Origin of the sequence: Gordonia sp. AC31 (assembly GCF_031844505.1) — a bacterium.
GTDB classification, from domain to species: Bacteria; Actinomycetota; Actinomycetes; order Mycobacteriales; family Mycobacteriaceae; genus Gordonia; species Gordonia hongkongensis.
The window spans coordinates 1-23,195 of record NZ_JAUZVK010000036.1; the positions used below are offsets into that span (position 1 = coordinate 1).

25 protein-coding genes and 1 riboswitch are annotated in these 23,195 nt (G+C 64.8%); of the genes, 11 read left to right on the forward strand and 14 right to left on the reverse strand.

Translation table 11 applies throughout. From position 1 onward, the window contains the following. Positions 1–103: 103 nt before the first annotated feature. The 4 genes from Q9R39_RS23010 to Q9R39_RS23025 all read right to left on the reverse strand — a co-directional run bounded on the left by Q9R39_RS23010 (position 104) and on the right by Q9R39_RS23025 (position 4,895). Entirely contained in the window at positions 104–1,105 is a 1,002-nt protein-coding gene (locus Q9R39_RS23010; protein WP_311278308.1) for a hypothetical protein, read from the reverse strand. Between the two features lie 367 nt (positions 1,106–1,472). Further along, positions 1,473–2,393 carry a hypothetical protein gene (locus Q9R39_RS23015; protein ID WP_311278309.1) on the reverse strand — a complete coding sequence of 307 codons (921 nt, stop codon included), beginning with the start codon at positions 2,391–2,393 and terminating at the stop codon, positions 1,473–1,475. Between the two features lie 151 nt (positions 2,394–2,544). After that, entirely contained in the window at positions 2,545–3,564 is a 1,020-nt protein-coding gene (locus Q9R39_RS23020) for a hypothetical protein (protein ID WP_311278310.1), read from the reverse strand. Between the two features lie 71 nt (positions 3,565–3,635). After that, a complete protein-coding gene (locus Q9R39_RS23025) occupies positions 3,636–4,895 on the reverse strand; it encodes an IS256 family transposase (protein WP_069389740.1) in 1,260 nt (419 codons plus the stop codon). A gap of 637 nt (positions 4,896–5,532) precedes the next feature. Here Q9R39_RS23025 and Q9R39_RS23030 point away from each other — a divergent pair. The 6 genes from Q9R39_RS23030 (at position 5,533) to Q9R39_RS23055 (ending at position 10,429) form a co-directional block, all read left to right on the forward strand. After that, on the forward strand, positions 5,533–6,141 hold the full coding sequence (locus Q9R39_RS23030) for an MspA family porin (RefSeq protein ID WP_311278311.1): 609 nt from the start codon (positions 5,533–5,535) through the stop codon (positions 6,139–6,141). A 52-nt stretch (positions 6,142–6,193) separates the two neighbouring features. Next, positions 6,194–6,613, forward strand: coding sequence for a hypothetical protein (locus Q9R39_RS23035; RefSeq protein ID WP_311278312.1), 420 nt, complete (start codon positions 6,194–6,196; stop codon positions 6,611–6,613). 59 nt (positions 6,614–6,672) lie between these two features. After that, complete coding sequence (locus Q9R39_RS23040) at positions 6,673–6,975, forward strand: hypothetical protein (RefSeq protein WP_311278313.1); 303 nt, start codon at positions 6,673–6,675, stop codon at positions 6,973–6,975. Positions 6,976–7,688: 713 nt separating this feature from the next. After that, positions 7,689–8,315 carry a hypothetical protein gene (locus Q9R39_RS23045; RefSeq protein WP_311278314.1) on the forward strand — a complete coding sequence of 209 codons (627 nt, stop codon included), beginning with the start codon at positions 7,689–7,691 and terminating at the stop codon, positions 8,313–8,315. Positions 8,316–8,362: 47 nt separating this feature from the next. Continuing rightward, a protein-coding gene (locus Q9R39_RS23050) for an IS3 family transposase (protein WP_085948641.1) occupies positions 8,363–9,528 on the forward strand; the annotation gives its coding sequence in 2 pieces (ribosomal slippage) (positions 8,363–8,647 and positions 8,650–9,528; 1,164 coding nt in all). A 43-nt stretch (positions 9,529–9,571) separates the two neighbouring features. After that, positions 9,572–10,429, forward strand: a complete 858-nt coding sequence (locus Q9R39_RS23055; protein ID WP_311278315.1) for a hypothetical protein — start codon at positions 9,572–9,574, stop codon at positions 10,427–10,429. 67 nt (positions 10,430–10,496) lie between these two features. On the opposite strand, the gene Q9R39_RS23060 is transcribed toward Q9R39_RS23055, so the two are convergent. Both Q9R39_RS23060 and Q9R39_RS23065 read right to left on the reverse strand, forming a co-directional pair. Next, positions 10,497–11,852 (reverse strand): IS256 family transposase, encoded by a 1,356-nt coding sequence (locus Q9R39_RS23060; protein WP_311278316.1) that lies wholly within the window; start codon positions 11,850–11,852, stop codon positions 10,497–10,499. A gap of 24 nt (positions 11,853–11,876) precedes the next feature. After that, the gene (locus Q9R39_RS23065; protein WP_311278317.1) at positions 11,877–12,791 is read right to left on the reverse strand and encodes an SDR family oxidoreductase; all 915 of its coding nucleotides are present in this window, start codon (positions 12,789–12,791) and stop codon (positions 11,877–11,879) included. Positions 12,792–12,909: 118 nt separating this feature from the next. Between Q9R39_RS23065 and Q9R39_RS23070 the strand changes: the two genes are divergently transcribed. Then, positions 12,910–13,134 carry a hypothetical protein gene (locus tag Q9R39_RS23070; protein WP_007627087.1) on the forward strand — a complete coding sequence of 75 codons (225 nt, stop codon included), beginning with the start codon at positions 12,910–12,912 and terminating at the stop codon, positions 13,132–13,134. A gap of 172 nt (positions 13,135–13,306) precedes the next feature. Here the strand turns inward: Q9R39_RS23070 and Q9R39_RS23075 are convergent, their stop codons facing one another. The 5 genes from Q9R39_RS23075 to Q9R39_RS23095 form a co-directional block, all read right to left on the reverse strand. Continuing rightward, the gene (locus Q9R39_RS23075) at positions 13,307–13,777 is read right to left on the reverse strand and encodes a hypothetical protein (RefSeq protein WP_061230092.1); all 471 of its coding nucleotides are present in this window, start codon (positions 13,775–13,777) and stop codon (positions 13,307–13,309) included. Between the two features lies 1 nt (position 13,778). Then, the gene (locus Q9R39_RS23080; RefSeq protein ID WP_063972644.1) at positions 13,779–14,138 is read right to left on the reverse strand and encodes a hypothetical protein; all 360 of its coding nucleotides are present in this window, start codon (positions 14,136–14,138) and stop codon (positions 13,779–13,781) included. 126 nt (positions 14,139–14,264) lie between these two features. Continuing rightward, positions 14,265–15,047, reverse strand: coding sequence for a 3-oxoacyl-ACP reductase (locus Q9R39_RS23085; protein ID WP_007627081.1), 783 nt, complete (start codon positions 15,045–15,047; stop codon positions 14,265–14,267). Between the two features lie 111 nt (positions 15,048–15,158). Continuing rightward, positions 15,159–15,256, reverse strand: a riboswitch (TPP riboswitch). An 80-nt stretch (positions 15,257–15,336) separates the two neighbouring features. Continuing rightward, positions 15,337–15,813, reverse strand: a complete 477-nt coding sequence (locus tag Q9R39_RS23090) for an SRPBCC family protein (protein WP_311278318.1) — start codon at positions 15,811–15,813, stop codon at positions 15,337–15,339. Between the two features lie 133 nt (positions 15,814–15,946). Beyond that, entirely contained in the window at positions 15,947–17,302 is a 1,356-nt protein-coding gene (locus Q9R39_RS23095) for an IS256 family transposase (protein ID WP_217354165.1), read from the reverse strand. A gap of 130 nt (positions 17,303–17,432) precedes the next feature. On the opposite strand from Q9R39_RS23095, the gene Q9R39_RS23100 reads away from it, so the two are divergent. From Q9R39_RS23100 to Q9R39_RS23110, 3 genes are all read left to right on the forward strand, one after another. After that, on the forward strand, positions 17,433–17,567 hold the full coding sequence (locus Q9R39_RS23100) for a hypothetical protein (RefSeq protein WP_311278319.1): 135 nt from the start codon (positions 17,433–17,435) through the stop codon (positions 17,565–17,567). Positions 17,568–17,781: 214 nt separating this feature from the next. After that, entirely contained in the window at positions 17,782–18,144 is a 363-nt protein-coding gene (locus Q9R39_RS23105; protein ID WP_311278320.1) for a hypothetical protein, read from the forward strand. Positions 18,145–18,310: 166 nt separating this feature from the next. Beyond that, positions 18,311–18,511: a hypothetical protein gene (locus Q9R39_RS23110; RefSeq protein WP_311278321.1), complete on the forward strand. Its 201-nt coding sequence runs from the start codon at positions 18,311–18,313 to the stop codon at positions 18,509–18,511. 14 nt (positions 18,512–18,525) lie between these two features. Here Q9R39_RS23110 and Q9R39_RS23115 read toward each other — a convergent pair whose 3' ends face one another. Continuing rightward, positions 18,526–20,103, reverse strand: coding sequence for a hypothetical protein (locus Q9R39_RS23115; protein WP_311278322.1), 1,578 nt, complete (start codon positions 20,101–20,103; stop codon positions 18,526–18,528). A gap of 24 nt (positions 20,104–20,127) precedes the next feature. Then, complete coding sequence (locus tag Q9R39_RS23120) at positions 20,128–20,703, reverse strand: hypothetical protein (RefSeq protein WP_311278323.1); 576 nt, start codon at positions 20,701–20,703, stop codon at positions 20,128–20,130. Between the two features lie 859 nt (positions 20,704–21,562). Here Q9R39_RS23120 and Q9R39_RS23125 point away from each other — a divergent pair. After that, complete coding sequence (locus Q9R39_RS23125) at positions 21,563–22,153, forward strand: three-helix bundle dimerization domain-containing protein (RefSeq protein WP_311278324.1); 591 nt, start codon at positions 21,563–21,565, stop codon at positions 22,151–22,153. Positions 22,154–22,538: 385 nt separating this feature from the next. On the opposite strand, the gene Q9R39_RS23130 is transcribed toward Q9R39_RS23125, so the two are convergent. Then, a partial coding sequence (locus tag Q9R39_RS23130) for a GntR family transcriptional regulator (protein ID WP_311278325.1) occupies positions 22,539–23,195 on the reverse strand: 657 nt, incomplete at its 5' end.

A 23,195-nucleotide genomic window follows, 5' to 3' on the forward strand; every position in this document is an offset into this window, starting at 1 on the left:
GCGTAACCAGTCGGGGTAGTCGGCTACTGAAAACGGCCCCGGTAAATGTAGCGATCGAATATGCAGTGTTACCAGTAAACCGCTGTGTATTGCATCGGATGAATCAGTTCCTGAGGTCGATGTAATCGACTGCAACGTCGGGGGCAACTTCGGGGAAGAAGCCCGCCGTGAAGTGGCCCTGATCGTCTGCGTCTCGTTGGGTCCAGGACGTCCCCGAATCATTCTGGTAGTTCTGTATCGCGGCCTCGGCGGCGCCCTCGGCTTGGTAGGTCCCGTGCAGCTCGAATTGTGGTCCGTCTGGGTCGACGGTGAGGCCATTAACCGCGAGTTCGATTCGGGCATCCACCGGCGCCACGTCAGGGTCGTACCCGCGCTTCTCCAGCTCGTGCGCAATCGCTCGACCCAGCTGCCGCAAGACTTCCTGGATCACCGCGCGCACCACTTTAACGAGCGCGGAGTCGAAACCGCAGCCGTATGCGTCTTCTAGCAGGACTCTGGCCCTTCGTGACGTTTCGTCGAGGGTGACAGTCACAACGTATTCGTCGGTGGCGTCTCCGTCGGGATCGACGTAGTCGTAGTTCGACGGGCCTTCGAGAATGCGTGGGGCGATGTAACGCAGCCTGTTGATCAGCGCGGGACCAAGTTCAGCGAGAGTTTCCATGACCTCGGCGTCGGTTGGGTCAACCCCGGTGACGGTCGCTACTGCCTCGGTAAAAGCGTTGCCGCTGCGGAACCTTTCGACCGTGCGTATGACGGTGGGTTCAAGTCGCCGAGCCTTGGCCAGCAGTGCGACGAAGCGGGGGGCGGTCGCGAAATCGCGGTTCGCTTTCTCGACGTTGCAACGGCGGCAGCTGGGCCCAAGGTTGTGTGGTGCGTGTATGTCGAACGGGAGGACGCGGAGCTCGTCGGTGAGATTCTGGTTGAGAGTGGCCTCCAGCCGGGCACCGGAATAGCTCTGGGGAATCAAGTGGTCGATATCCACGTCGAGGAGGTCGCGCGGATGGCTGCACCAGCAACAACGGAAATTCCAGGCATCCCATAGGGCGCTGCGCAAGATCAGGTTCTGCGCTGAATCCCCTGGTCGGTACCGGACGTCGTGGACCACGCTACGACAGTACGCGTTCGCGTCAATTCTACGGAGCAAGACGGACGCCGCCTCGTCCCGCGCCAGAATCTTCCTGCTGTTGCTGTTGCTGATGTAGCTGCCACGGAGTCGGAGTCGCCGACATCACCGCCTCACTCGACAACGACGTCACCGGACTCGAAAAATAGGCGCACTAACCCGGCACCAACGAAAACTTGCCGATACCAGAACGAACATGGGAAACCCTACACAAGGGCTGAAGAAAGTTCGGGTATCGAATATTCAGCATCACCAGTAACCCGCTACATACTGCATCCGATACATCAAGTTGGCTGGCCACCCCTGACCTAGGGTCGCGTGATTAGTCTGCGAACAGCAGCCTTTGTTTCTACGGCAAGCTCCAGTGAATACGGTAGGTGGCCTTAATAAGGGGGTCAGCTCGGTCGATAGTCATGACCCAGGAATCCTGCCCATTCACGATGGCGCTAGCGAGAGTGTAATTTCCGTTTCTTTGCAATTCCTCAACTTCGCGATCTTCCGAGAAGTATCCCCTGTACACTTGAAGGCCATGCTGGCTAGAACCTAAAGATTTTGGGATTGATACCCGTTTGACGAATCGCTCTATCGGGTAAGAAACATCCGTTTTAGAATACTCGGCATGACCTGGCGTCGGGAACGTTGGAGCAGCCTTAGCCTGTAGTCCCGTAAGTGATGCCGGCTTATAGTTAGGAACTAGTACGCAGAACTCCACTCTGGCTCTTTCCGCATAGGTAAGCGGCGGATCAAACTCGACCCGAAACGCGAGCTTCGCAGTAGAATTATAATGAAACGGTAGTGCCCTACAGGTTCCAGCGCCGCTGCGCGTACCAGAAAATGACAGCACCGCTGCGCCGCCGAAGTCTCCATCTGCATCGCTGCGACGTACGATGCTCCATTCGAGGAATCGGGTTGGGCGCTGAGCAACAAACTCTCGTATGGCATAGTTTTTGCCATCCCAGAAACATGGATCGGTTGCGCTGGCCGAATATTCCCAACTTGTTTCAAATAGGGAATACAGTCGGCCGTATTGCTCGTCAACCCTTCTCAACTGCTGCGCATTTGCTCTCGCTCGCCGCTCGGCGAGAAAGACCCACGTCCCTAGGGCGATCGTGATGACACCAGGTACAACCACCTCCAGCGGTATGATCTTGGTAAAAGCCATGATCGCTGCGGAGCCTTCAAATATCCCGGCGCCAACCTTGATCAGGTTCGCGCTGCGGCGTCCCCGTGCGCGGGCCTGACCCTCGTTTCCAAGGTTCCCCAATGCCATCCGGCGATCCTACGCACAGTGGGGTCCCACCGCTTGACGATTCAGCACGCATGGCGGATATGCAACAGACAGGTTAATGATCGACCCGGTGCCACGACGGTCGACCCCGCAGCAGTATCAGAAACCCGACCGTGCGCGCCTGAACTTTCTACTAACCCGAGGTGAGATCCCCGACCTCGTCAGTGTCCACAAGCGGACCCCATTCAGCGTGCTCACCGCTAACTGATCCGACCCGTTCGGCGAGTTCTTGGAGAGCTTCGTGGCGGTCCGCGCCCGTGACCTCATCATCCCGGAGGGTCCGCAGGAGATCCGGCACCCCGTCTTCAGCCACAACGGCCCCCCAGCGATCGGTCGCACCGTTCGCAATTCTCTTCGGGATGACCTTTACGAAGTGATTGACCATCTCCTCAACCTCGGCGTCATGAAGAGCCAGGTTGAACTTCAGCTCCGTGTCGACCTGATCGAATTTCTCACGGTCTTCAGGCGTGCCGGCGACAGCCGGCCGCACATACTGGCGCCATGTCCCAATGACGTGAAACCCCATTTGCTTTGCCATCTGTGCGGTGCGGTAGTGCTGTCGGCGACACACGAGCACCGGCAAGATCTGTTCGCCAGGGTGCGCAATCTTCAAGCGGGCACACTTATCCATCAGCTGGTAAAGCTCTTGCGTCTGCGGGTATATCCACTGTCGAACGTTCTTTGCTTCAATGATGACTGCGACTGCGGGTTTCGCTAGCCCATCAACAACCGGCATGTAAAAGGCGGCGTTGTCGACCGCGCCGCCAGCGATCTGCTGTCCGAAGAGACGCCCGACTTCACCGACACCCCCAGGGTTGAGCAGACGATAGCCGTGAGGCGCGGCCGCAGTCAGTGAGGCATGGATCACGCGCTCAAGGGCTTGAGGGAGCGGCGCCGGCCCCCACTCGGTGGTGGGAGCTGACCATCCATGAAATCGGGCGGTGAGGAGACGCTTCCGGCCCGCACTACGTAGCGCCTTCTTCGATGCACCGGCCATGACGTAGGTGGTGATGACTTGCCCGCCCCGCGTGGCCTGTCGAACCGACTCAATGACCCCTGCCTCCAGCAGTCGACGCCGCCCGACTGTGAGGTGGTGAGGGTCAATCTTGCGTGTCTGACCCGGCAACACTGCGTCGGAAATCTTGGCTTCCATCTCCGGCTGCGTAGCTGCGCCGGTCAAGCCCCTAGAAGTGGTGTAACTGAATTGTGATCCTTCGTTGGTGATCAGGCGGGTAGTTGCATCAGTGCATCAGTGGTCACCTCCGTCTGCGAGCTGGTGTCGGTGTCGGTGGTCAGGGTGAGTCGGCAGCGGCCCAGGACTTCGAGTCCGAGGTATCGGCGTCCTTCGGCCCATTCGTCGGTCTGCTCGGCAAGGACGGCGCCGATGAGGCGGACGATGGCATCTCGGTTGGGGAAGATGCCCACGACGTCGGTGCGGCGGCGGATCTCTCGGTTGAGCCGCTCGGTGGGGTTGTTGGACCAGATCTGTCGCCACACGTCGTCGGGGAACACGGTGAAGGCGAGCAGGTCCTCGCGGGCGTCGCCGAGGTGCTCAGCCACGTCGGGCAGTCTGCCTTCGGTGTACTCGAGGAGCCGGTCGAACTGCTCGTGCACCGCGGTGTCGTTGGGCTGGTCGTACACGCTGTGCAGCATCGCCTTCACGGCCGGCCACATGGACTTGGGGCACACCGCCATGAGGTTCGCCGAGTAGTGGGTGCGGCAGCGTTGCCACGCGGCTCCCGGCAGGTTCGCCGCAATCGCCCCGACCAGCCCGGCGTGGGCATCGGAGGTCACCAGCCGCACCCCGCCCAGGCCGCGGGCAACCAGGTCGGCGAAGAAGGTGTTCCACGAGGCCGTGGTCTCACTGGTGGCGACCTGTATGCCCAGTACCTCGCGGTGGCCGTCGCCGTTGACGCCGGTGGCCAGCAGCACGGAAGCCTTGACGACCTGCTTGTTCTCGCGGACCTTGATCGTCAACGCGTCGGCGGTGACGAAGGTGAACGGCCCGGCCTCGTCCAGGCGGCGGTGCCGGAACGCCGCGACCTGCTCGTCCAGGTCCTGGGCCATGCGTGAGACCTGCGACTTGGACAGCGAGTCGATACCCAGGGTCTTGACCAGCTTGTCCATCCGGCGGGTAGACACCCCGGCCAGATAGCAGTCGGCTACGACGGTGATCAGCGCGGACTCGGCCCGCTTGCGGCGCTCGAGCAGCCACTCGGGGAAGTAGCTGCCCGAGCGCAACTTCGGGACGGCGACGTCGACGGTGCCGACCCGCGTATCCAGGGGCCGGTGGCGGTAGCCATTGCGGTGGTTGGTGCGCTCAGCCGAGCGGGCGTTCCACTCGGCGCCGCACACAGCGTCGGCATCGGCGGAGAGCAGTGCGTTGATCATGGTCTGCAGCAGCTCGCGCATCAGATCCGGCGACGCGTCAGATAGGGCTTGGCCAAGCAGGCCTGCAGGGTCGACAATATGGGGTGCGGTCATCGCGATGACTCCTCGAGGATTCTTTAGGTCGTTGATGTCGGCGGCGAGCTGCAGCAGGTGGGGCCAGGCGGTGTTGGCGGCCTGCGCCCGTTGTGCCATCGGCTGATCGCGGTGTTGGTGGTGGAACTCGCGGGTGAAGAACTTGATGTCGACCCCGAATCCGTCGGCGACCGCGGCGATGATCGTGAAGCCAGGTTCGATCGCGCGGCCGCGACGCAGACTCGAGAGCATCGGCTCTTTCAACCGCCCCGCCCGGGTCTGATTGGCGCGACGACACACCTCCCGCCCGGTCAGCGGCACACCCGGCGCCGGTCCGGGTGTGTGCTCGAACAGCGCGTTGATCAGCTCCGCCCACGACAAGTCCTCCCCCACAACATCTTCTTCGTCGCGGCTGGGGCCAGTGCCCAAGGGCTCCGCCACCAACGACACCCCCTCTCTGACTGCTTGCCGGCGCAACGCTGCGCCACAACCGATCAGCACCGCATTGTTGCGTCGCTCACAACCGTCGGTTTTCGATAGTGAATGTCGGACTCGTGTGATGGACTCTTCGTGTTCACGATAGCGAAGGGTCGGTACATCAATGTTGATGGTTGGGGATGGTCTGCAACCGAGCGCACGTCGCCGCGCAGTCACGGGAATGGTCGCGGCCGCTGTGATGGTCGGTCTAGCCGCCGGTACCGGGGCCGGCGCTGCGGCGCCGACTACCTTTCCTGATCAACAGGTCTCGAAGATCACCGCCGACGGATGGCGGGTCACGGCGATCAAGTCCGAGGAGAAGGTGCGCAGCGTGAGGCCTCTCAACCAATCGCCCTGGACCCGTGAAGGTTTCCTGTCGCTACGCGGCGAAGGACGAATCAGTGGCGCCGGCCGGGTCGCGGTATCCGCGGGCACGGTCAACGCCGGCTTCCAGATCGGCTGCAACACCGACGTCACCTCCGGTCTGACACTCGGCGTGACCGCGGGCCCGACGGCCCAGATGTCGATTTCCTGGCCACCCGCCCTCATTGTGGGAGCGCAGGCCAGCGGCAACATCTCCACCACATTGAAACCCGGCACGATCGCCGACATCCCGTTCGGCACCAAAAGACTCGCCGGACCTTCTGCCGGACTGACCGTTGACGGTGTGCACGTCAAAGTCGACGGCTGTCTCGGCCCCGTGGCCGTGCGCTCCTACGTCACCGTCGCCATCTCCACCCCCACCAACGACAACACCGTCAACGTCTACGGCCAACCCCACTACCTCTAAACCCCGTGTGCCCACGCACGAGCCGAACGCACGACATCTCAAGGAGCCCAACATGAACAGTGTCAGTGCCAAGCGAATGGTTGCTGGTGTGTGCGCCGCGGCGGCGATTGCCGCCGCCAGCGCCGGTGTCGCCGGCGGTGCGGGGTCCGCGCACGCCGTCGAGATCCAACAAGACAACCGGTTCACGGTGTTGTGGCTGACCCACGCCGAAACCCGCCAGGCCGCGGACATGGGACTGGTGCACTTCCTCGACCAGCCCGGAATCATCGAGCACACCAAGGTGACCGTGCGAGCAGACTCGCACCTCAACTACCTCACCACCTCCGAAGGCGGCCGCCACCTCTTCCATGGCAGCAAACAGCAACTCGTCGCCGAAGCCGCCGCCCGTCCCGGCGGACGGATCGGGGTCTACCTCGACCGCACCCTGCCCAACCGTCCCCTCGGCATCGTGCAGTACTGGCCCACCCGCTGACCCCGGCCACCCCACACTCAGCCAGCCCGAGCCCCGGTACGTCCAGGAGACCCACCGCCATGACCACACCCACCACCACCGGCGCCGAATCGCGCACACCGTCACGCCATTCCGCCGACAGTCATGCCCCCGGCGCCGAGAATGATCGCGGTGGTTTTCCGCTGCTCCAGGCAGCACTGTTCGTCGCCGGGTGCGCCCTGCTGGTCCTGGCCGCAGCCAACCTCACCCACCTCGCCGAATGGTCGGACCGGTGGGGACAGATCCCGGTGTTCCTCGGTTTCTTCCTCCTCATGTCCATCGCCGGACGCTGGTTCTGGACCGGCGCCGACGCCATCCTGGCCAAAGTCGTCGGCAACCAATGACCCACACACGTCATCGGCAACCCGGGACCCGCCGCCCTCGACGGTCCCACTCACGGGCCACCACAACACTTCTCGCCTTGGCAGGCACGCTCGCCGGAACCATCGCACTCGCCACAGCCGCGCTCACCGGAGCCTCGTCAACCGCACACGCCGACCCTCTCTGTGACCAGATGCGCGCCCAATACGGGCCCGGCTGGCCCTGCATCAGCGTCCCCACCTACACCCCACCACCCACCCAGAACACACCGCCACCCACAACCGGCGGCAACAACCCAGGCTCCACCAGCGGCCCCGGCATCGCCGGCAACCCCGGACCAGGCCCCGGCGAAGGCAACGGCACACCCATCGTCGAAGTCCCCGGCCAACAACCCCCGCTCCAAGTTCCGCAGTCCCCGCCGGCAGACAGGACTACCCCGGCGCCCTCGCCCGAACAAGGTGCCCCCACCGGCCGACCGGTGCCGCCGGCACCCCCAACCGGACCGCCCGCGACTGGCAGCAACCCCACTGGCAGCGGCGCGAGCACCGCGACTATCGATCCCCCGCCCGCCGACACCGTCGCCGGCCTCGACAGCGCTACCGGCCTTGACACCCCGCTCGACAGCGATGCTTCGATCCCGCTGCCGATCTGGATCCTCGCCGGCGCCGCCGCCCTGGCCGCATCCAATCCACGAACACGCTCGCTGCTCTCGCGTGGAGGATCAACCCGCGCCACAGTGGGTTCCTCGCGACTGGTGTTGATCCATGACGAGACCAGCCCCACCAGCTACCGGTTCGCCATGACCGTGCCCCCGGGCGGACACACCGACGTCAACCCTGATGGCTCAGCAACCGTGTATGACCGCGACGGCAACCCGATCCAGCAGGTCGCCCGCCCCTGGGCCTTCGACGCCGCCGGTCAACCACAGACGACCTGGTACACCGTCGATGACAACGGCGACCTCATCCAACACGTCCAACCCGCCGCCGACGCCCGCTACCCCATCCTCGCCGACCCCCCTGGGGACAGCACCCCTGCCAGCAACCCCGTCTACCTCACACCCCGACCCGGCGACCCTGGATTCATCGGGCCGGTCACCCCCGAACAACAACAACAAGCCCGCACAGAACAAGCCAAACAGACACCACCAGCCAACGACGGGCCTTCGGAGCTGCCCACCGCCGGCAACACCGGCCCGCCACCGACAACTACCGAGACCAGTCCCGTCTACCTCACACCCCAACCCGGCGACCCTGGATTCATCGGGCCGGTCACCCCCGAACAACAACAACAAGCCCGCACAGAACAAGCGAAACAGACACCACCAGCCAACGACGGGCGGGGCTGGTGCACGAGTAGGTGACATCTGATCTGGCTTGCCCTGCCGGGCGGCCTGGAAGGATGCCAGCTGTGCCCAAGCCCTATCCCCAGGAGTTCCGCGACGACGTTGTCCGCGTCGCCCAGAACCGTGAAGACGGTGTGACTCTCGAACAGATCGCTGCCGACTTCGGTATCCACCCGATGACCCTGAACAAGTGGATCCGCAAGGCCGACGTGGAGGCCGGGATCAAGCCCGGCACCACGTCGGCCGAATCGCGTGAGCTGCGCGAGGCCAAGCGGCGTGTGCGCCTGCTTGAACAGGAGAACGAGGTCTTACGCCGGGCGGCGGCGTACCTGTCCCAAGCGAATCTGCCGGGAAAAGGTGGTACCCGCTCGTGAGTGAGCTGGCCGCTGACGGCATCCCCGTCACGGTGGCGTGTCGGGTACTCAAGATCGCTCGCCAGCCCTACTACCGGTGGCGCAAGAACCCGATCACCGACGCCGAGCTCGCCGAGGCGTACCGGGCCAACGCCCTGTTCGACGCCCACCGCGAAGACCCGGAGTTCGGCTACCGCTACCTCGCCGACGAGGCCGAAGCCGCAGGCGAGAAGATGTGCCGGCGGACGGCGTGGCGGATCTGCTCCGCCGGCGGCTGGACCAGCACCATCAGCAAGAGAGGCCGCGGCAAGCACCGCAAGGCCGGCCCGCCTGTACACGACGATCTCGTCAAGAGAGACTTCACCGCGCCCGGCCCCAACGAGCTGTGGCTGACCGACATCACCGAGCACTGGACGGCCGAGGGCAAGCTGTACCTGTGCGCGATCAAGGACGTCTACTCGGGCCGGATCGTCGGGTACTCGATCGACTCGAGAATGAAGTCCCGCCTGGCCGTGGCCGCCCTGAACAGCGCTGTCGCCAGGCGAGGGGACGTGGCCGGCTGCGTTCTGCACAGCGATAGAGGGTCTCAATTTCGTTCGAAGAAGATGCAGAAGGCCATCACCCGGCACGGCATGCTCGGGTCGATGGGCAGGGTCGGTGCGTGTGGTGACAACGCGGCGATGGAGAGCTTCTTCTCGCTGCTACAGAACAACGTCCTCGACCGTCGATCCTGGGCCACCAGAGACGAGCTCCGGGCCGCCATCGTGCACTGGATCGAACGGACCTACCACCGCCGCAGACGACAGGACCGCCTCGGCAGATTGACCCCCATTGAATTCGAGACCATCATCAACCACGAGGCCCCTCAGGCCGCGTGACTAACCCTGTCACCTATCCGTGCACCAGGCCCGGCTCTCTGAGTTGCTCACCGCCGGCATCTCCGACCAGCCACCGGCAACCGAGACTGAAACCAGCCCCACCCAGGGCGCCGAACCAGCCCCCGGCCAACAACTGGGTTACGGCGACTGGGTCGCCAACAACTACCTCGGCCAAGACGTTGGCGTCGCCAACAACTACCTCGGCCAAGACGTTGGCGTCGTCAACACACGCACCGGAGCCGACGGACAACCCGAGTACTACCGCACCAACCCCGACGGCACAGAAACAGTCGCGACCTCGGCACACACCGCACACAACGGTGGAGTGATCTACGGATTTGAAGATGGCACCGCCATAGCCACCGACATCGGCGACGGCGTATCCGCCGAGATCAGACCGGACGAGTCGGGCGGCTTTCAGCTGATTAACCCTTCGACCGGCAAACCACTCGACCCGAAAGGCCCCGCGGTCACCGCTGCCCTTGCCGCCGTACAGCGCCGAGGCTCCGATATCGCCGACACATTCCGACAAACAGGCCAACACTCCACCGACCGGCCACCACGGCACTCCGGTGGGCGAGCCGGCCTGAGTTCAGACGAGCTCTCACGCCTGAGGAACGTCGGCAAAGGCCTCTCCCGCGGGGCCAATGTAGCGGGGATAGCGGTAACGTTCGCTGACGAGGTGAGCAAAGCAGTACGAGGTGAGCAGGACTACGGCGACGCTGCGGTAGTCGCCGGCGGAGCCATCGCCGGCGGAGTAGTGGCCGGCGCCGCCGCCGGGATGGTGGTCGGCTCCTTCGCCGGCCCGATCGGAACAGCCGTGGGCGCGGGCATCGGTGCCGCGATCGGGAGCCAGGCCGGCGGCGACGCTGCCCGAGCGATCAAAGGACTCTTCGATTGAGATCTCGTCGAGACAACTCATCGGAGCCTGTCAAGATAATTGTGTGAGTTTTGGTTAGTGATGTCTGTCACATGTGGGGGTCGAAGCGTTCCGGGTAGGCCAGTGCGAGTTCGGCCAGTGCGGCTCGCCAACCGTGGATGGTGGCGCCTTCGACGAGTCTGGGGATCGATTTCCGGGGGCCTGCGTGGCCGTCTGCTCGGCGTTGAGCGTCCTTGGCGCGTTCTCGGTCTCGTCGGTCCTCGATGTTGCGTATGGCTAGCCATAGCAGCTTGATCGCGGCGGCATCGCTGGGGAAGTGCCCGCGGTTCTTGGTGATCTTGCGCAGCTGGTAGTTCAGCGACTCGATCGAGTTCGTGGTGTAGATCAGCTTGCGTGTGGCTGGGCCGAAGGCCAGGAACGGGATGAACCGCTCCCAGGCGGCCTCCCACGACCTGACGGCGGTGGGGTACTTGGCGCCCAGCGGCGATTCGGCGAAGGCCTCCAGTGCGGCTCTGGCGGCCTCGGTGTTGGCGGCGGTGTAGATCGGCTTGAGTGCCTTGGCCACGTTCTTGCGGTCGCTGTAGGACACGAACCGCATCGAGGCCCGGATCAGGTGCACCACGCAGGTCTGCACCTCGGCGAAAGGCCAGGTCGCGGCAATCGCCTCGGACAGTCCGGTCAGCCCGTCGCAGGCCACGATCAGGACGTCTTTGACGCCGCGATTGGCCAGTTCGGCGCACACGCTGGCCCAGAACGCCGCGCCTTCCTTGGCCTGCACCCAGATGCCGAGCACGTGCTTGACGCCCTCAAGATCGACCCCGACCGCGATGTGGGCAGCGCGGGTCTTCACGTGGGCTCCATCGCGGATCTTGATGTGGATCGCGTCCAGGAACACCACCGGGTAGAACGCCTCCAACGGGCGGTGCTGCCAGGCCGCGACTTCGTCCAGGACCGCGTCGGTGACGTTGGCGATGGACTCGTGCGACAGCTCCACCCCCAGGGTCCGCGCGAGGTGGTGCTCGATCTCCCGGACGGTCATTCCGCCGGCGTACAGCGAGATGATCTGGTCCTCCAGCCCGCCGAGCCGGCGGGCGCCCTTCGGGACGAGCTGGGAGGCGAACGAGCCCTGCCGATCGCGGGGCTGATCCAGTTCCACCGGGCCGACCTCGGTGGCCACGGTCTTGCGCGAAGTGCCGTTGCGGTGGTTTCCGTCCCCGCCACGGGCGTGGGCATCGCGGCCCAGATGCTCGGTCAGCTCGGCGCCCATGCCCCGCTCAAGGACGGCCTTGAGCATCTCGTTCAAAAAGCCGCCCTTGCCAGTCAACTCCAACCCTCGCGAACGGGTCTCGGCGAGTACGTGATCAATCAGCGCATCCGAGAACACCTCCCGGCGAAGCCCAGCAGCATCTGATACATCCGTAGCGTCGTGGTCGTCAACAGCCATAGCGTTCATGATTCCTCCTCCGGATCAACTCACACAGACCATCTGACACGCCCCGCCGCCGGTCACCGAGAGCGTGTTGCCGGTCGTGTACGACGACTCCTCGGAGGCCAGGTACACGTACGCGCCGGCCATTTCGACCGGCTGCCCCGGCCGACCGAGCGGGTTCTTCTGCCCGAAGTACGGCAGCTTCTCCGGCTTCTGCCCGCCCGTCACCTGCAGCGCGGTCCAGAACGGGCCCGGCGCGACGGCGTTCACGCGGATCCCTCGCGGCGCGAGCTGCTGCGCCAGCGCCTTGGACATCGTGTTGACCGCGGCCCGGGAGGTCGCGTAGTCCACCAAGCCCGGCGACGGGGTGTACGCCTGAACCGACGAGGTGAAGATGACGCTCGCCCCCGGCTGCAGATGACCGAGCGCCTCCTGCATCATCCAGAACGGCGCCGAGATATTGACGTTCATGGTCTCCGCCCACTGCTCGGAGCTCAGGTCCTCGAGGTTCTCGACGTAGGTCTGCCGGGCGGCGTTGAGCACCAGCACGTCGATGCCCCCGAGCCCGGCCACGGCGTCACGGACGATCCCCCGCGCCACCTCTTCGTCTCCGACGTCGCCCGGCAGCAGGACGCAGGTGCGGCCGGCCTCACGGACCAACCGGGCGACCTCGTCCGCATCGGACTGCTCCGAGGGCAGGTATCCGATCGCCACGTCGGCCCCTTCGCGTGCGTACGCGATCGCCACCGCGCGACCGATACCCGAGTCTCCGCCGGTGATGAGCGCACGGCGGCCGGTGAGTCTGCCGTGACCGATGTAGGACCTCTCACCGTGATCGGCCGGCGGCTCGAGCTCGGATGCGAGCCCCGGCACCGGCTGGGACTGCATCGGGATGTCGACCTCGTACTTTGTGGTGGGGTCGACGAGCGGCTGGGCGTTGGGATCGGTGGTCACGGCAGGCCTCCTGAGACGTCGGGGATTCCGACCGTACGCGTCCTGACCGGATGCGAGATGACGCCGGATCACCCACACTGCGGATACGACCGGATTCCATCGATTCGAAGGAGCAAGCATGCCCCGTTACCGCGTAGTGGACCCCGACCAGAACGTCATCGAGGAGAAGGAGTTCGCTGACGACACCAAGGCGTACGACTGGTTCAAGACGGTCGAGGTCCCCGACGACGCGCTCGGGTACGCCATGGAGGTAGACATGGACGGCAAGTGGACCCGCTTCGAGATCAACGACGGCGGCACCAACACCTCCCCCGCCGCCGACGAGGGCACCGGCACCCCCTGATCCGAGACCCGGCACGACGGGCAGTCGACCCGCCCAGCTCGACATCCGCTACTCCGCCTGCGGATCCGCTACCTCCACGGGAGTAGCGGATTCCGAGGCGGAGTAGCGGATTTCGGAGGACCTGACAGGCTCACCCCTTGACCAGTCCCGTCCACGATGAGGTTCTGCCCGGTCACGGCGCGCGTCTCGCCCGATAGATGCGGTCGCGCACGGCCAGCGTCAGCGCGTCCAGGCGGGCGGCCTCTGCGAGAAGGTCGGCCACTCTGCTCGGACGGTCGGTGGTGCTGTCGACCAGGGCGTCGTTCGCCCGCTCCAGTAGGCGGGCGAACGCGGGGTCGCCGTCGAGGGCGTCCCTCACGGCGGGGTACTCGGCTTCGAGCGGGGTGCCGATGCCGAGCGTGGAGCGGAGTTCATACCAGCGGTCGAGGGTCGCGGCGAGCGCCTCGGAGGCCAGCGCGTGGGTGCGCCGCGCGGTGTCGACGGCGCGCTCGGCGGTGAGCTGCGCCGGGTCGGTCCCCCGGCTGAGCCGACGGTGGCGGGCGAGGTCCTCCAGTCCGGAGCGCACGAGCCATCCGGTCGACGCGATCCACGCGACCACACCGGCGAGGACCGCGAACACCACCAGCGCGAGGATCAGCGGCACGTCAGATCACCGCGTTGAGGACGAGCGTCAGCGGGACAGCCAGGAGCACCGCCGCCGAGAGGCCGGCCCCGATCAGTTTGCCCACGCCCGACCATCGGAGTTCGGAGCGTTCGGCCTCCAGCGCCGCCGGTGACAGCGGAGCCGCGAGACGCCCGGCGGCGGAGGCCGCGGACTCGGCGACGGCGGGCCAGGTTCGCGGGACGTCCCGGTGCGGGTCGCTGCCGAGATCGTCGGCGGCCAGGAGGGCTCGTTGCTCGTCCCATTCCGCGAGGCGCTGGTCGAGTTCGGCGACAGCGGCCTCGGCCTCGGCGATCCGGCGGCCCTCGGCCGTCCGCGAGAAGACCACCGAGGGGAACTGCATGACTCCAGCCTCCCCCACCCGACCTGCACCGGCAAGGGCGCGCACGTGTGAGGGCGCGAGGGCGCGCGGGCACGAGGGCGCGCGGGTGCGAGGGCGCGCCCTCGGTGCGATCGGCGCCGCCGCGCCTCACCCCTTGACCAGTCCCCCGTCCACGATGAGGTTCTGCCCGGTCACGGCCCGCGCCCACGGGGAGGCGAAGAACAGCACCGCGTCGGCGAGTTCGGCCGGCGTGATCGCGCGGCGCAGCGGCGTCCCCGACGCGATGAGGTCGAACACCTCTGCAGGCGTGGCGGCGCTCGCGGCGGTGGTGCGCAGCAGACCGCCGGAGACCATGTTCACCGTGATGCCGTCCGGCCCCAGATCGGTGGCGAGGGTCCGGGTCAGCGACAGCGCGGCGGCCTTGGCGGCGGTGTAGTCGTGGTACGGCACGACGGGGTGCTGGAACAAATTGGTGCCGATGTTCACGATCCGTCCGAAGCCGGCCTCCCGCATGCCCGGAAGCGTCGCCTGGGTCGTGGCGAGGGTCGCCTTGACGGCACCGCGCAGTTGCGAGTCGAAGTCGTGCCAGGTCAGCGTCTCCGGTCGCGGGCGGGCGTCTCCGTTGAACTCGAAGTCGACCAGTGCGTTGTTGACGACCGTGGTGACGGGCGCGCCGAAGTGGCGACGGGCGGCGTCGACGAGGGCGTGCACTTCGTCGTCGTCGGTGACGTCGGCGCGGAGTGCGACGGTGCGGTCCTCGCCGAGCTCACGGACGAGGTCGGCGGCGGCCGACTCGCTGCGGTGATAGTTGACGACGACGAGAGCGCCCTCTCTGGAGAAGGCGCGACTGATGTCCGCGCCGAGCCCGCGGGCGCCGCCGGTGACGAGGACGACCTGCTCGTCGATCCGCACGCTGTTGCCGATATCCACTGCCACTCACTTCCCGGTGTTCCCGGCGAGGGTGGCGATGCGGCTCCGCTCCTCGGCAACGCAGGGCGCGTCCGATCGGCGACGGCACCGAGACCACCGTTGTGGTGGACGCGAGTGCTGTATCGACATTCCTTCGCTGGAACTACCCAGATCAGGTTCGACGGGTGTGATCTCAGCCGCCCGGATGGGCAGCACCCCGTGTCGCGGACCACCATAGATCACCGGCCGTCGCGGCGCGCGGTCCCCACGTCGATCCGCAAAACGCGTGTCGGTGCGAGTCAGTGCGTGGTCATCCCGCGGTCTCGTACCTGGCCGCCAGCTTCGACAGCGTCTCGGTGATGCCCGCCGCGTTCTGCTTGGACACCCCCACGATCTCGTAGAACCTGCCGAGCTTGGACGGCCGGTTGTCGAAGCTCTCGACGACCGTCGTCTTTCCGTCCCCCGCCGGGGTGAACTCCCAGCGCCACCGGGCCCCTGCGGGGTTCGCCCACTCGATCACCTTCTCCGCCGGGGTGTCACGGTGCTCGGTGACCGTGCAGGTGGTGCGGTACGGCACGCCGTACATGCGCATCGCGGTGGTGAACTTGGCGCCGGGGTGCAGGGTGGCCGGCCCCTGGACGTTGTCGCGGACCGTTCCGGACCCGTCGACGAGTCCGTGCTTGCGAGGGTCGTTGACGAGGGCGAACAGTTCGTCGGCGGGCGCGTTCACGGTCACGCTGCGGGCGACCACGCGCGGTCCGCGGTCGATTGTGCTGATGGCGGTCATGGGGAGGTGGGACCTTTCCGGTCGGACTCGGCCTGGCGGCGAGCTCGGATGCGATTCACCCCACCGTACGACCGCGCTCCGACATCACGGAGCCTTTCAAGATAATTGTGTGAGTTTTGGTTAGTGATGTCTGTCACATGTGGGGGTCGAAGCGTTCCGGGTAGGCCAGTGCGAGTTCGGCCAGTGCGGCTCGCCAACCGTGGATGGTGGCGCCTTCGACGAGTCTGGGGATCGATTTCCGGGGGCCTGCGTGGCCGTCTGCTCGGCGTTGAGCGTCCTTGGCGCGTTCTCGGTCTCGTCGGTCCTCGATGTTGCGTATGGCTAGCCATAGCAGCTTGATCGCGGCGGCATCGCTGGGGAAGTGCCCGCGGTTCTTGGTGATCTTGCGCAGCTGGTAGTTCAGCGACTCGATCGAGTTCGTGGTGTAGATCAGCTTGCGTGTGGCTGGGCCGAAGGCCAGGAACGGGATGAACCGCTCCCAGGCGGCCTCCCACGACCTGACGGCGGTGGGGTACTTGGCGCCCAGCGGCGATTCGGCGAAGGCCTCCAGTGCGGCTCTGGCGGCCTCGGTGTTGGCGGCGGTGTAGATCGGCTTGAGTGCCTTGGCCACGTTCTTGCGGTCGCTGTAGGACACGAACCGCATCGAGGCCCGGATCAGGTGCACCACGCAGGTCTGCACCTCGGCGAAAGGCCAGGTCGCGGCAATCGCCTCGGACAGTCCGGTCAGCCCGTCGCAGGCCACGATCAGGACGTCTTTGACGCCGCGATTGGCCAGTTCGGCGCACACGCTGGCCCAGAACGCCGCGCCTTCCTTGGCCTGCACCCAGATGCCGAGCACGTGCTTGACGCCCTCAAGATCGACCCCGACCGCGATGTGGGCAGCGCGGGTCTTCACGTGGGCTCCATCGCGGATCTTGATGTGGATCGCGTCCAGGAACACCACCGGGTAGAACGCCTCCAACGGGCGGTGCTGCCAGGCCGCGACTTCGTCCAGGACCGCGTCGGTGACGTTGGCGATGGACTCGTGCGACAGCTCCACCCCCAGGGTCCGCGCGAGGTGGTGCTCGATCTCCCGGACGGTCATTCCGCCGGCGTACAGCGAGATGATCTGGTCCTCCAGCCCGCCGAGCCGGCGGGCGCCCTTCGGGACGAGCTGGGAGGCGAACGAGCCCTGCCGATCGCGGGGCTGATCCAGTTCCACCGGGCCGACCTCGGTGGCCACGGTCTTGCGCGAAGTGCCGTTGCGGTGGTTTCCGTCCCCGCCACGGGCGTGGGCATCGCGGCCCAGATGCTCGGTCAGCTCGGCGCCCATGCCCCGCTCAAGGACGGCCTTGAGCATCTCGTTCAAAAAGCCGTCCTTGCCAGTCAACTCCAACCCTCGCGAACGGGTCTCGGCGAGTACGTGATCAATCAGCGCATCCGAGAACACCTCCCGGCGAAGCCCAGCAGCATCTGATACATCCGTAGCGTCGTGGTCGTCAACAGCCATAGCGTTCATGATTCCTCCTCCGGATCAACTCACACAGACCATCTGACACGCCCACTCATCGAGAACAAAACGGGCCAGACCACGCCACAGCGTGTCACGCGACCGACCCTCATGGGTGGAATCCCACGGGGTGGATCCTGTCAACGGACGCTCGCGCACCTATCTCGACGGAGGAACACTGGAGTTCCTCGTCTACGGGCCGCTGCACATGGCGCCGTCCGGTCTCGCCTTCGCCGTAGGCTGTTACCTAGGGGTCATCCTGTGACGGCACATAAGCCAGCACGCTGCCGGCCAAGGAGCACGAAGTGATAGCAGCCGTTGAGTACGCCATAGACCGTTCAAATCATCCCGCACTCCTGCGCCAAGCCACCGGGGAACTCGCGTTCGCAGCGCCGCATCCGTGGATCGAGGCAGACAACGCGAAGACCATCTCGTTGAGGACAAGCCGCATCCTGATCCGCCCGCACAACCCGGCCCCGATGTTCCTGCCCAACGTGGCGATCCAGTACTTCGACCTGGGCAGAACCCCACCCCTACACCTCGGCGAGGTCGGCACCGCACGCGACATCGCCACGCTTGACACCCCAACCATCCTGTCGCACAGCGTCACTCTCGCCGGGGCGCTCAGTCAGGACGAAGGCACATACTTCCACCACGGCCAGCAGCTACACATTCGGCGGTCACAACTGTCCTACACCACCGATACCGGCAACGCCTACCTGTCCATACTGACCTCGACCTCACAAGCCGTCGACTGGCAGAACCTACACACCGAGTTCACCACCATCGAACAACAATGGTTCAACTCGACCATCAAAACCCCAACCGGAACAACCCCATGAAACGTTTATTCACCGGATGGGTCGGATATCTCATCACCTACCCACTCATCGCCTTCACCGTCGGGATCATTGTAGGACTCATCCTCAAATAGACTGCCTAACAGAGATTTGCGGAGCGAAGAACAATCAACACCGCGGGCCTGAGGTCGCGGAGGCCGCACGAGCGGTGTGGCAGCGCGAATATCTCGACCCGATCGATGTCGTCGACGAGATCCGGGCTGCCGCGGATGCCCGTAGGGCTGCCGACGCGCCACTCGACGCCGCGGCGTCCAAGGCCTGCCGGCTGGGCCGCTCGTGGGCCGACATCGGCGCGGCCTCCGGCATGACCCGCCAATCAGCGAACGAGCGGTGGAAAGACCGCAAGTGAGCAGTGGAGCATGGTCATCGGCGTTTCGCGGCCAATCGCCCTCGTAGCCTTTGAGCCACCGTCAACCCACGTGCCATGCGTCCGGCCCGACCCCCGGAGCCGTTCTCCCGCAGTTTCTCTTCGGCGGCGTCGTCTGGGTCACTCGCGAGCGGTGGCCACTTAGCGGGTGTGACACTGTCAGGTTTCTTGCTTAGGTCGTCGTCCCAGTCGAACACCATGCTCTTCCAAGCGGCTGGGTCGACGAACTCGCAGAGCCTGGTTGTCTCAAACTTGACGAGCGCGAAGGTTGTGGTGTCGCTTGCGAACTTGGCGTGACGGAAGCTCGCACCGGCGCCGTTGAAGCTGGCGGCCCTGAAGGACGTACTTGAGCTGCTGAACTCGGCATCGATGAACGACGTCGTCTCAGCACGAAACTTGGCTTCGTCGAAGATCAGGCTTGTGCCATGGAACTGGGCCTCTCTAAACGAGGTGGTCTTCCCGTCGAATATAGAGCGCATGAATGATGCCTGGTCGGTGTAGAACTGAACATTCTGGAAGGACGTGCGCCGACTGTCGAACTGGACGTCGGCGAACGTGGCGACGGGGGTGTGGAACTCGGCCGAGTCGAAATTGGTCCGCGATGAGTGAAACTCTGCGACATCAAACGAGATGTCCTTCCGGCACCACACCTGTGCACCGGCGAAGGACGTGACCGATTGGTTCATGAAGACCGCATCCTCGAAATGGATGGCGTCGCCATGGAACTGGGCGTTGGTGAAGAAGATCGACACACCATTGAATTTCGTTCCGAAGAATGCGGTGTGTTCGCTGTGGAACTTCGCATCGTGGAAGGAGGTGATTCGGTTGTGAAACTCCGCGCGTTCGAAACGTGTTCTGCTCGCTCGGAATTCAGTCTCTCGAAACGACGCCTTCTGTCCGTGGAAATGCACGTCAGTGAAGTCCGTGCGTTCACCTCGGAAGACAACTCGGTCTAGGTTGACGTCGTAGAGGTGCGCTCCAGTGAAGTCATAGTCGAGGTCTCGCCACGTTTTGGACGCGGTCCCTGCTGACTCGTCGGGGTCGGGAGCGGTGAGGTGAGCGGCAATCGTGCGCATGATCGTGTCGCGTACCGGCTGATCTGACGGGAGCTCGGTGGCGCTGGCGTCAACCGGTGCACTACGCAGGTAGGCACAGAGCAGGTTGATGCACACTTGTGCATCGGCGGTCTGAGTGATGCTGAGCCAGTCGTCGGCAAGTGCCGCGATCGCGTAGACGCCGGCCTGGCTGATCGTTGTCGAGTCGTTGGCGAGTTGTTCGACCGCAGCGGTGTATCGCTCTCTCAGAGTGCGGATGGTCTCTGCATCGTGTCGGCGGTCTTCGACGGCTTGGTTCACCTTGCGTTCTTCGTGTCCGTTGTAGAAGGCCAGACCGCCAGCGGAGAGCGCAAAGAGTCCTGCGGTCGTGGCTCCATAGGGTGTCGCGGCGGCACGCCAGAAGTCTCCCCAGTTCTCATTGGTGACCGCGGCGGAGTAGATGATGAGCGGTGCGGCGTAGACACCGCCTACGCCAACGAGTGCGCAGAGACCGATCCCCCAACGCTTCAGCATCGACACCACCGACCACCTCCTGACTCTCGTTTAGCGGCGCCTGCGACTGCGGCCCAGCGTGGGTGCGGTCAGAACCGGAACCTCTTTGGCGACAAGCGGAGCGATCCGGCTGTGGTAGCCGCTCTTGCCGTAGCACCAGGCGATGACGTCTGGGACAGACAGCAGGGTCTCAGTCCTGGCTCGGTTGTGTTCCCACCGGAACGTCTCGCGGACGCCGAGGTCGCGGGTGGCGTCGATGAGCGCCTGACTGTCCCATCCGACCATGCTGTCGTCTTGTTCGATCACGAGGTGGTCGATGCCCTCTGCGACTGCATCCTCAACGACGCGGCGCATGCACGCCGCGCGTACGTCCTTTTCAGCGCATCCTCGGTCAGATGACTTGTAGACCCAGGCCGTGGCCGTGACGGGCATGCGGCCAACGGCGTCGGCGATCTGCCGTTTGCGGGCGTCGTTCTCGTTGCGCATGTGGATGCGGTTTTGGCCGGGCTTGGTGAGTTCCCGCAGCGTGCGCCTAATGTCGCCTTGGTCCGAGGCGACGACGACGCCGGCAACCAGGACGAAGCCTTGCTGTTTGGTTTCGTCGACGTAGATGCGGCGGGCAAGCACACCGATATGTCTACCGTAGAAAGCGCGAAACCCCAGTGCACAGTCGTCCGGCTGTGTCTGGGGTTCACTTCCCACAAGCTCAACGCAAGGGGCTCGGGACCAATGATAGGCACCTATCGGTTACACCGCAAGATACGCCCCATTCGAAGACGCGCCCACATAGCAGCAATGGCAACCGACCTTTAGGAGGGCGGCAGCGCAGCGCAGCGGAGACGCTGTTTATGACTCACGGGAGCTGGTCGACCTGCCCCCGGTGTCTGGTCTGCGTCCGCGCGGCCCACCCTCCAGGCCGACGACAGTAGGCCGCGATGAGTTTTGCTTCACAGGCCGCTCTGGCTGCGGTTGCCGATCTCGTCGCCCTCCGATGCTGCGACACCGCGCATGCACTCCACAAGCAGAGAGGGCCTTTCGAGTGCTTCCGTTGTCACACAGGATCAATCGACTGTTCGGAACGATGCACCGGATCGACGAGTTCGAGTTGTCGAACGAACGATCCGAAGGGCGGTCCGGCGTCGCCGTCGTCCCACGCGGACAGGTCAGCATCGCCACAGAAGAGGTAGTAGCCGCGCACGTGACCCCAGGCCTCGTCGGTGTCGGTGAGGTCGATCCTGGCGGCACCGATCCGCTCGCAGAGGGTCTCGACGTCGGGCCAGCCGTCCCAGACCAGGTAGTAGCACTCGTCGGGGGTCCGACACCACCGTGCAGAGCCTCAACCAGCGAGTCCGCCACTCGTTCCAGCTCCTTGATCAGCACACGGGCCTGCGCCTGTGAGACAGGATCGACAGATCGTGGCGATGGAACCATGCATGTAATCGTAGGTTCTCCGATCGTTAACCGCTGACCCGCACCATCGCTGCCCATGGGGGATATAGACAGGCGCGATGCCGGACGGTCACAAGCTCAATTGCTGCTGGAAGAACTGGAACGACACGCCCAGTTCCTCGTCCTACGGATCGAGCAGGAAGGCCGGCGCAGTCGCGACATCGCCGGCGAGATCGCAGAACTGAAGGACACCTACGCGACGATCACGACGCTGAGCACGCACTACGGACTTCGCCGCTCGACAACGATCACGATCGTCCTCGGCTGCTCGGACGGAGGTGGCCGCACGATTTCGATCGAGAGTCGATATCCGGTAGGTGAACGGTCGGTGAATCCATCCCCTCGCGACCACGCGCCAGCCCTGCTGTCGACGATGATCGACACCATGGGTGCGAATAACGACGAACTCCGCCAGATCAGTGAGGTTCGCGACCGTCTCATCGGCCTCTACTCGCATCGATCACCAGAAGAGGTGTCGACCGCGGTAGACAAAGCGTATCGGCACTTCGACGGGATCGAGGTACGCGACTTCGTCCCTCTGCTCGTGGAGCGACGCGCCAACAAGGCGCTAGGCGGCACCGACGCGATGGCCGACCCCACCCAGGTCCCCCCGCACATCGGCCGGTGACACCGGTTCGGTCCCGCCCATAAACGTGAAACTGCCGCCCCGGGACACCCCAGCAACTCGCTCGCGGATCACTGCTCCAGCGATAGTCGGTGCAGGTTGACCAGTAGCCGATACCACCTTCGAGTGCGCAGGTGTAAACGTCGCACAGGAACTCGGTTCGCACCGCGGTGATTGGCCGCAGCGCGGGTGATTGGCCGCAGCGCGATCGTCTAGCCGAATGATGCAAAGAGATGCTCAGAGAACTTAACACTGGGAATCGTCCGAAGCGGGATTGTCCTCGCCGCAACGACACTCGTCCCTCGGACGGTATCGTATGTCGCTGAACAGATCCATCAACAGCGAGAAAGCTCGCGACCAGCGGGCGAGATTCCTCTTACCGAGGGGGTCATTCGTGGTCGTAGTGCATGGTGAATCGAATCCGGTCGCCTCGGACTCGGCGGCGGAGGTAGATAGTAGGAGTATGGGTTTCGTCGATGTTCACTCCCTCACGGAGCATGACGGCGCTGCCTGGTGGTATCTCCAGCAATGCCGCGTCGTCGGTGCTTGCCAGGCTCGCGGCGAGGGATCGCCAGGAGTGCCGGAGGCGGAGATCGTAGCGTTCCTGGAGGGTTTGGAAGAGGGCGAGTCGGTCGGCGAGCAGGCCCGCGAGGTCCGGAAATCGGCGGAGTTCGAGCCAATAGCTGCTTACCAGATACGGCTGCTGTCCGGTGCGAACCAGGGTGTCGATTCGTACGAAGGGCGGTTCCACACCTAACGCCTCCTTCACGGCCCTGGTGGTGTCTTGGTCGGTGACGTCGATGAGTGTTTCGGTCTGGTCCTGCTGGACGTATTCGGCGATCGATGCGGTACTGCCGGCGTCGGCGTCCGTGGACGGCATCGCGGGCAGGTCGAGTTCGATGACCAGCGGCGGTTCGGCCACGTAGGTTCCCGCCCCTTGGCGGACGACGACCACTCCGGCGCGGGCGAGTTCGCTGATGGCCTGCCTGATGGTCAGGCGGTTGACGCCCCATTCCGCGGCGAGTTCGGGTTCAGTGGGTAGCTG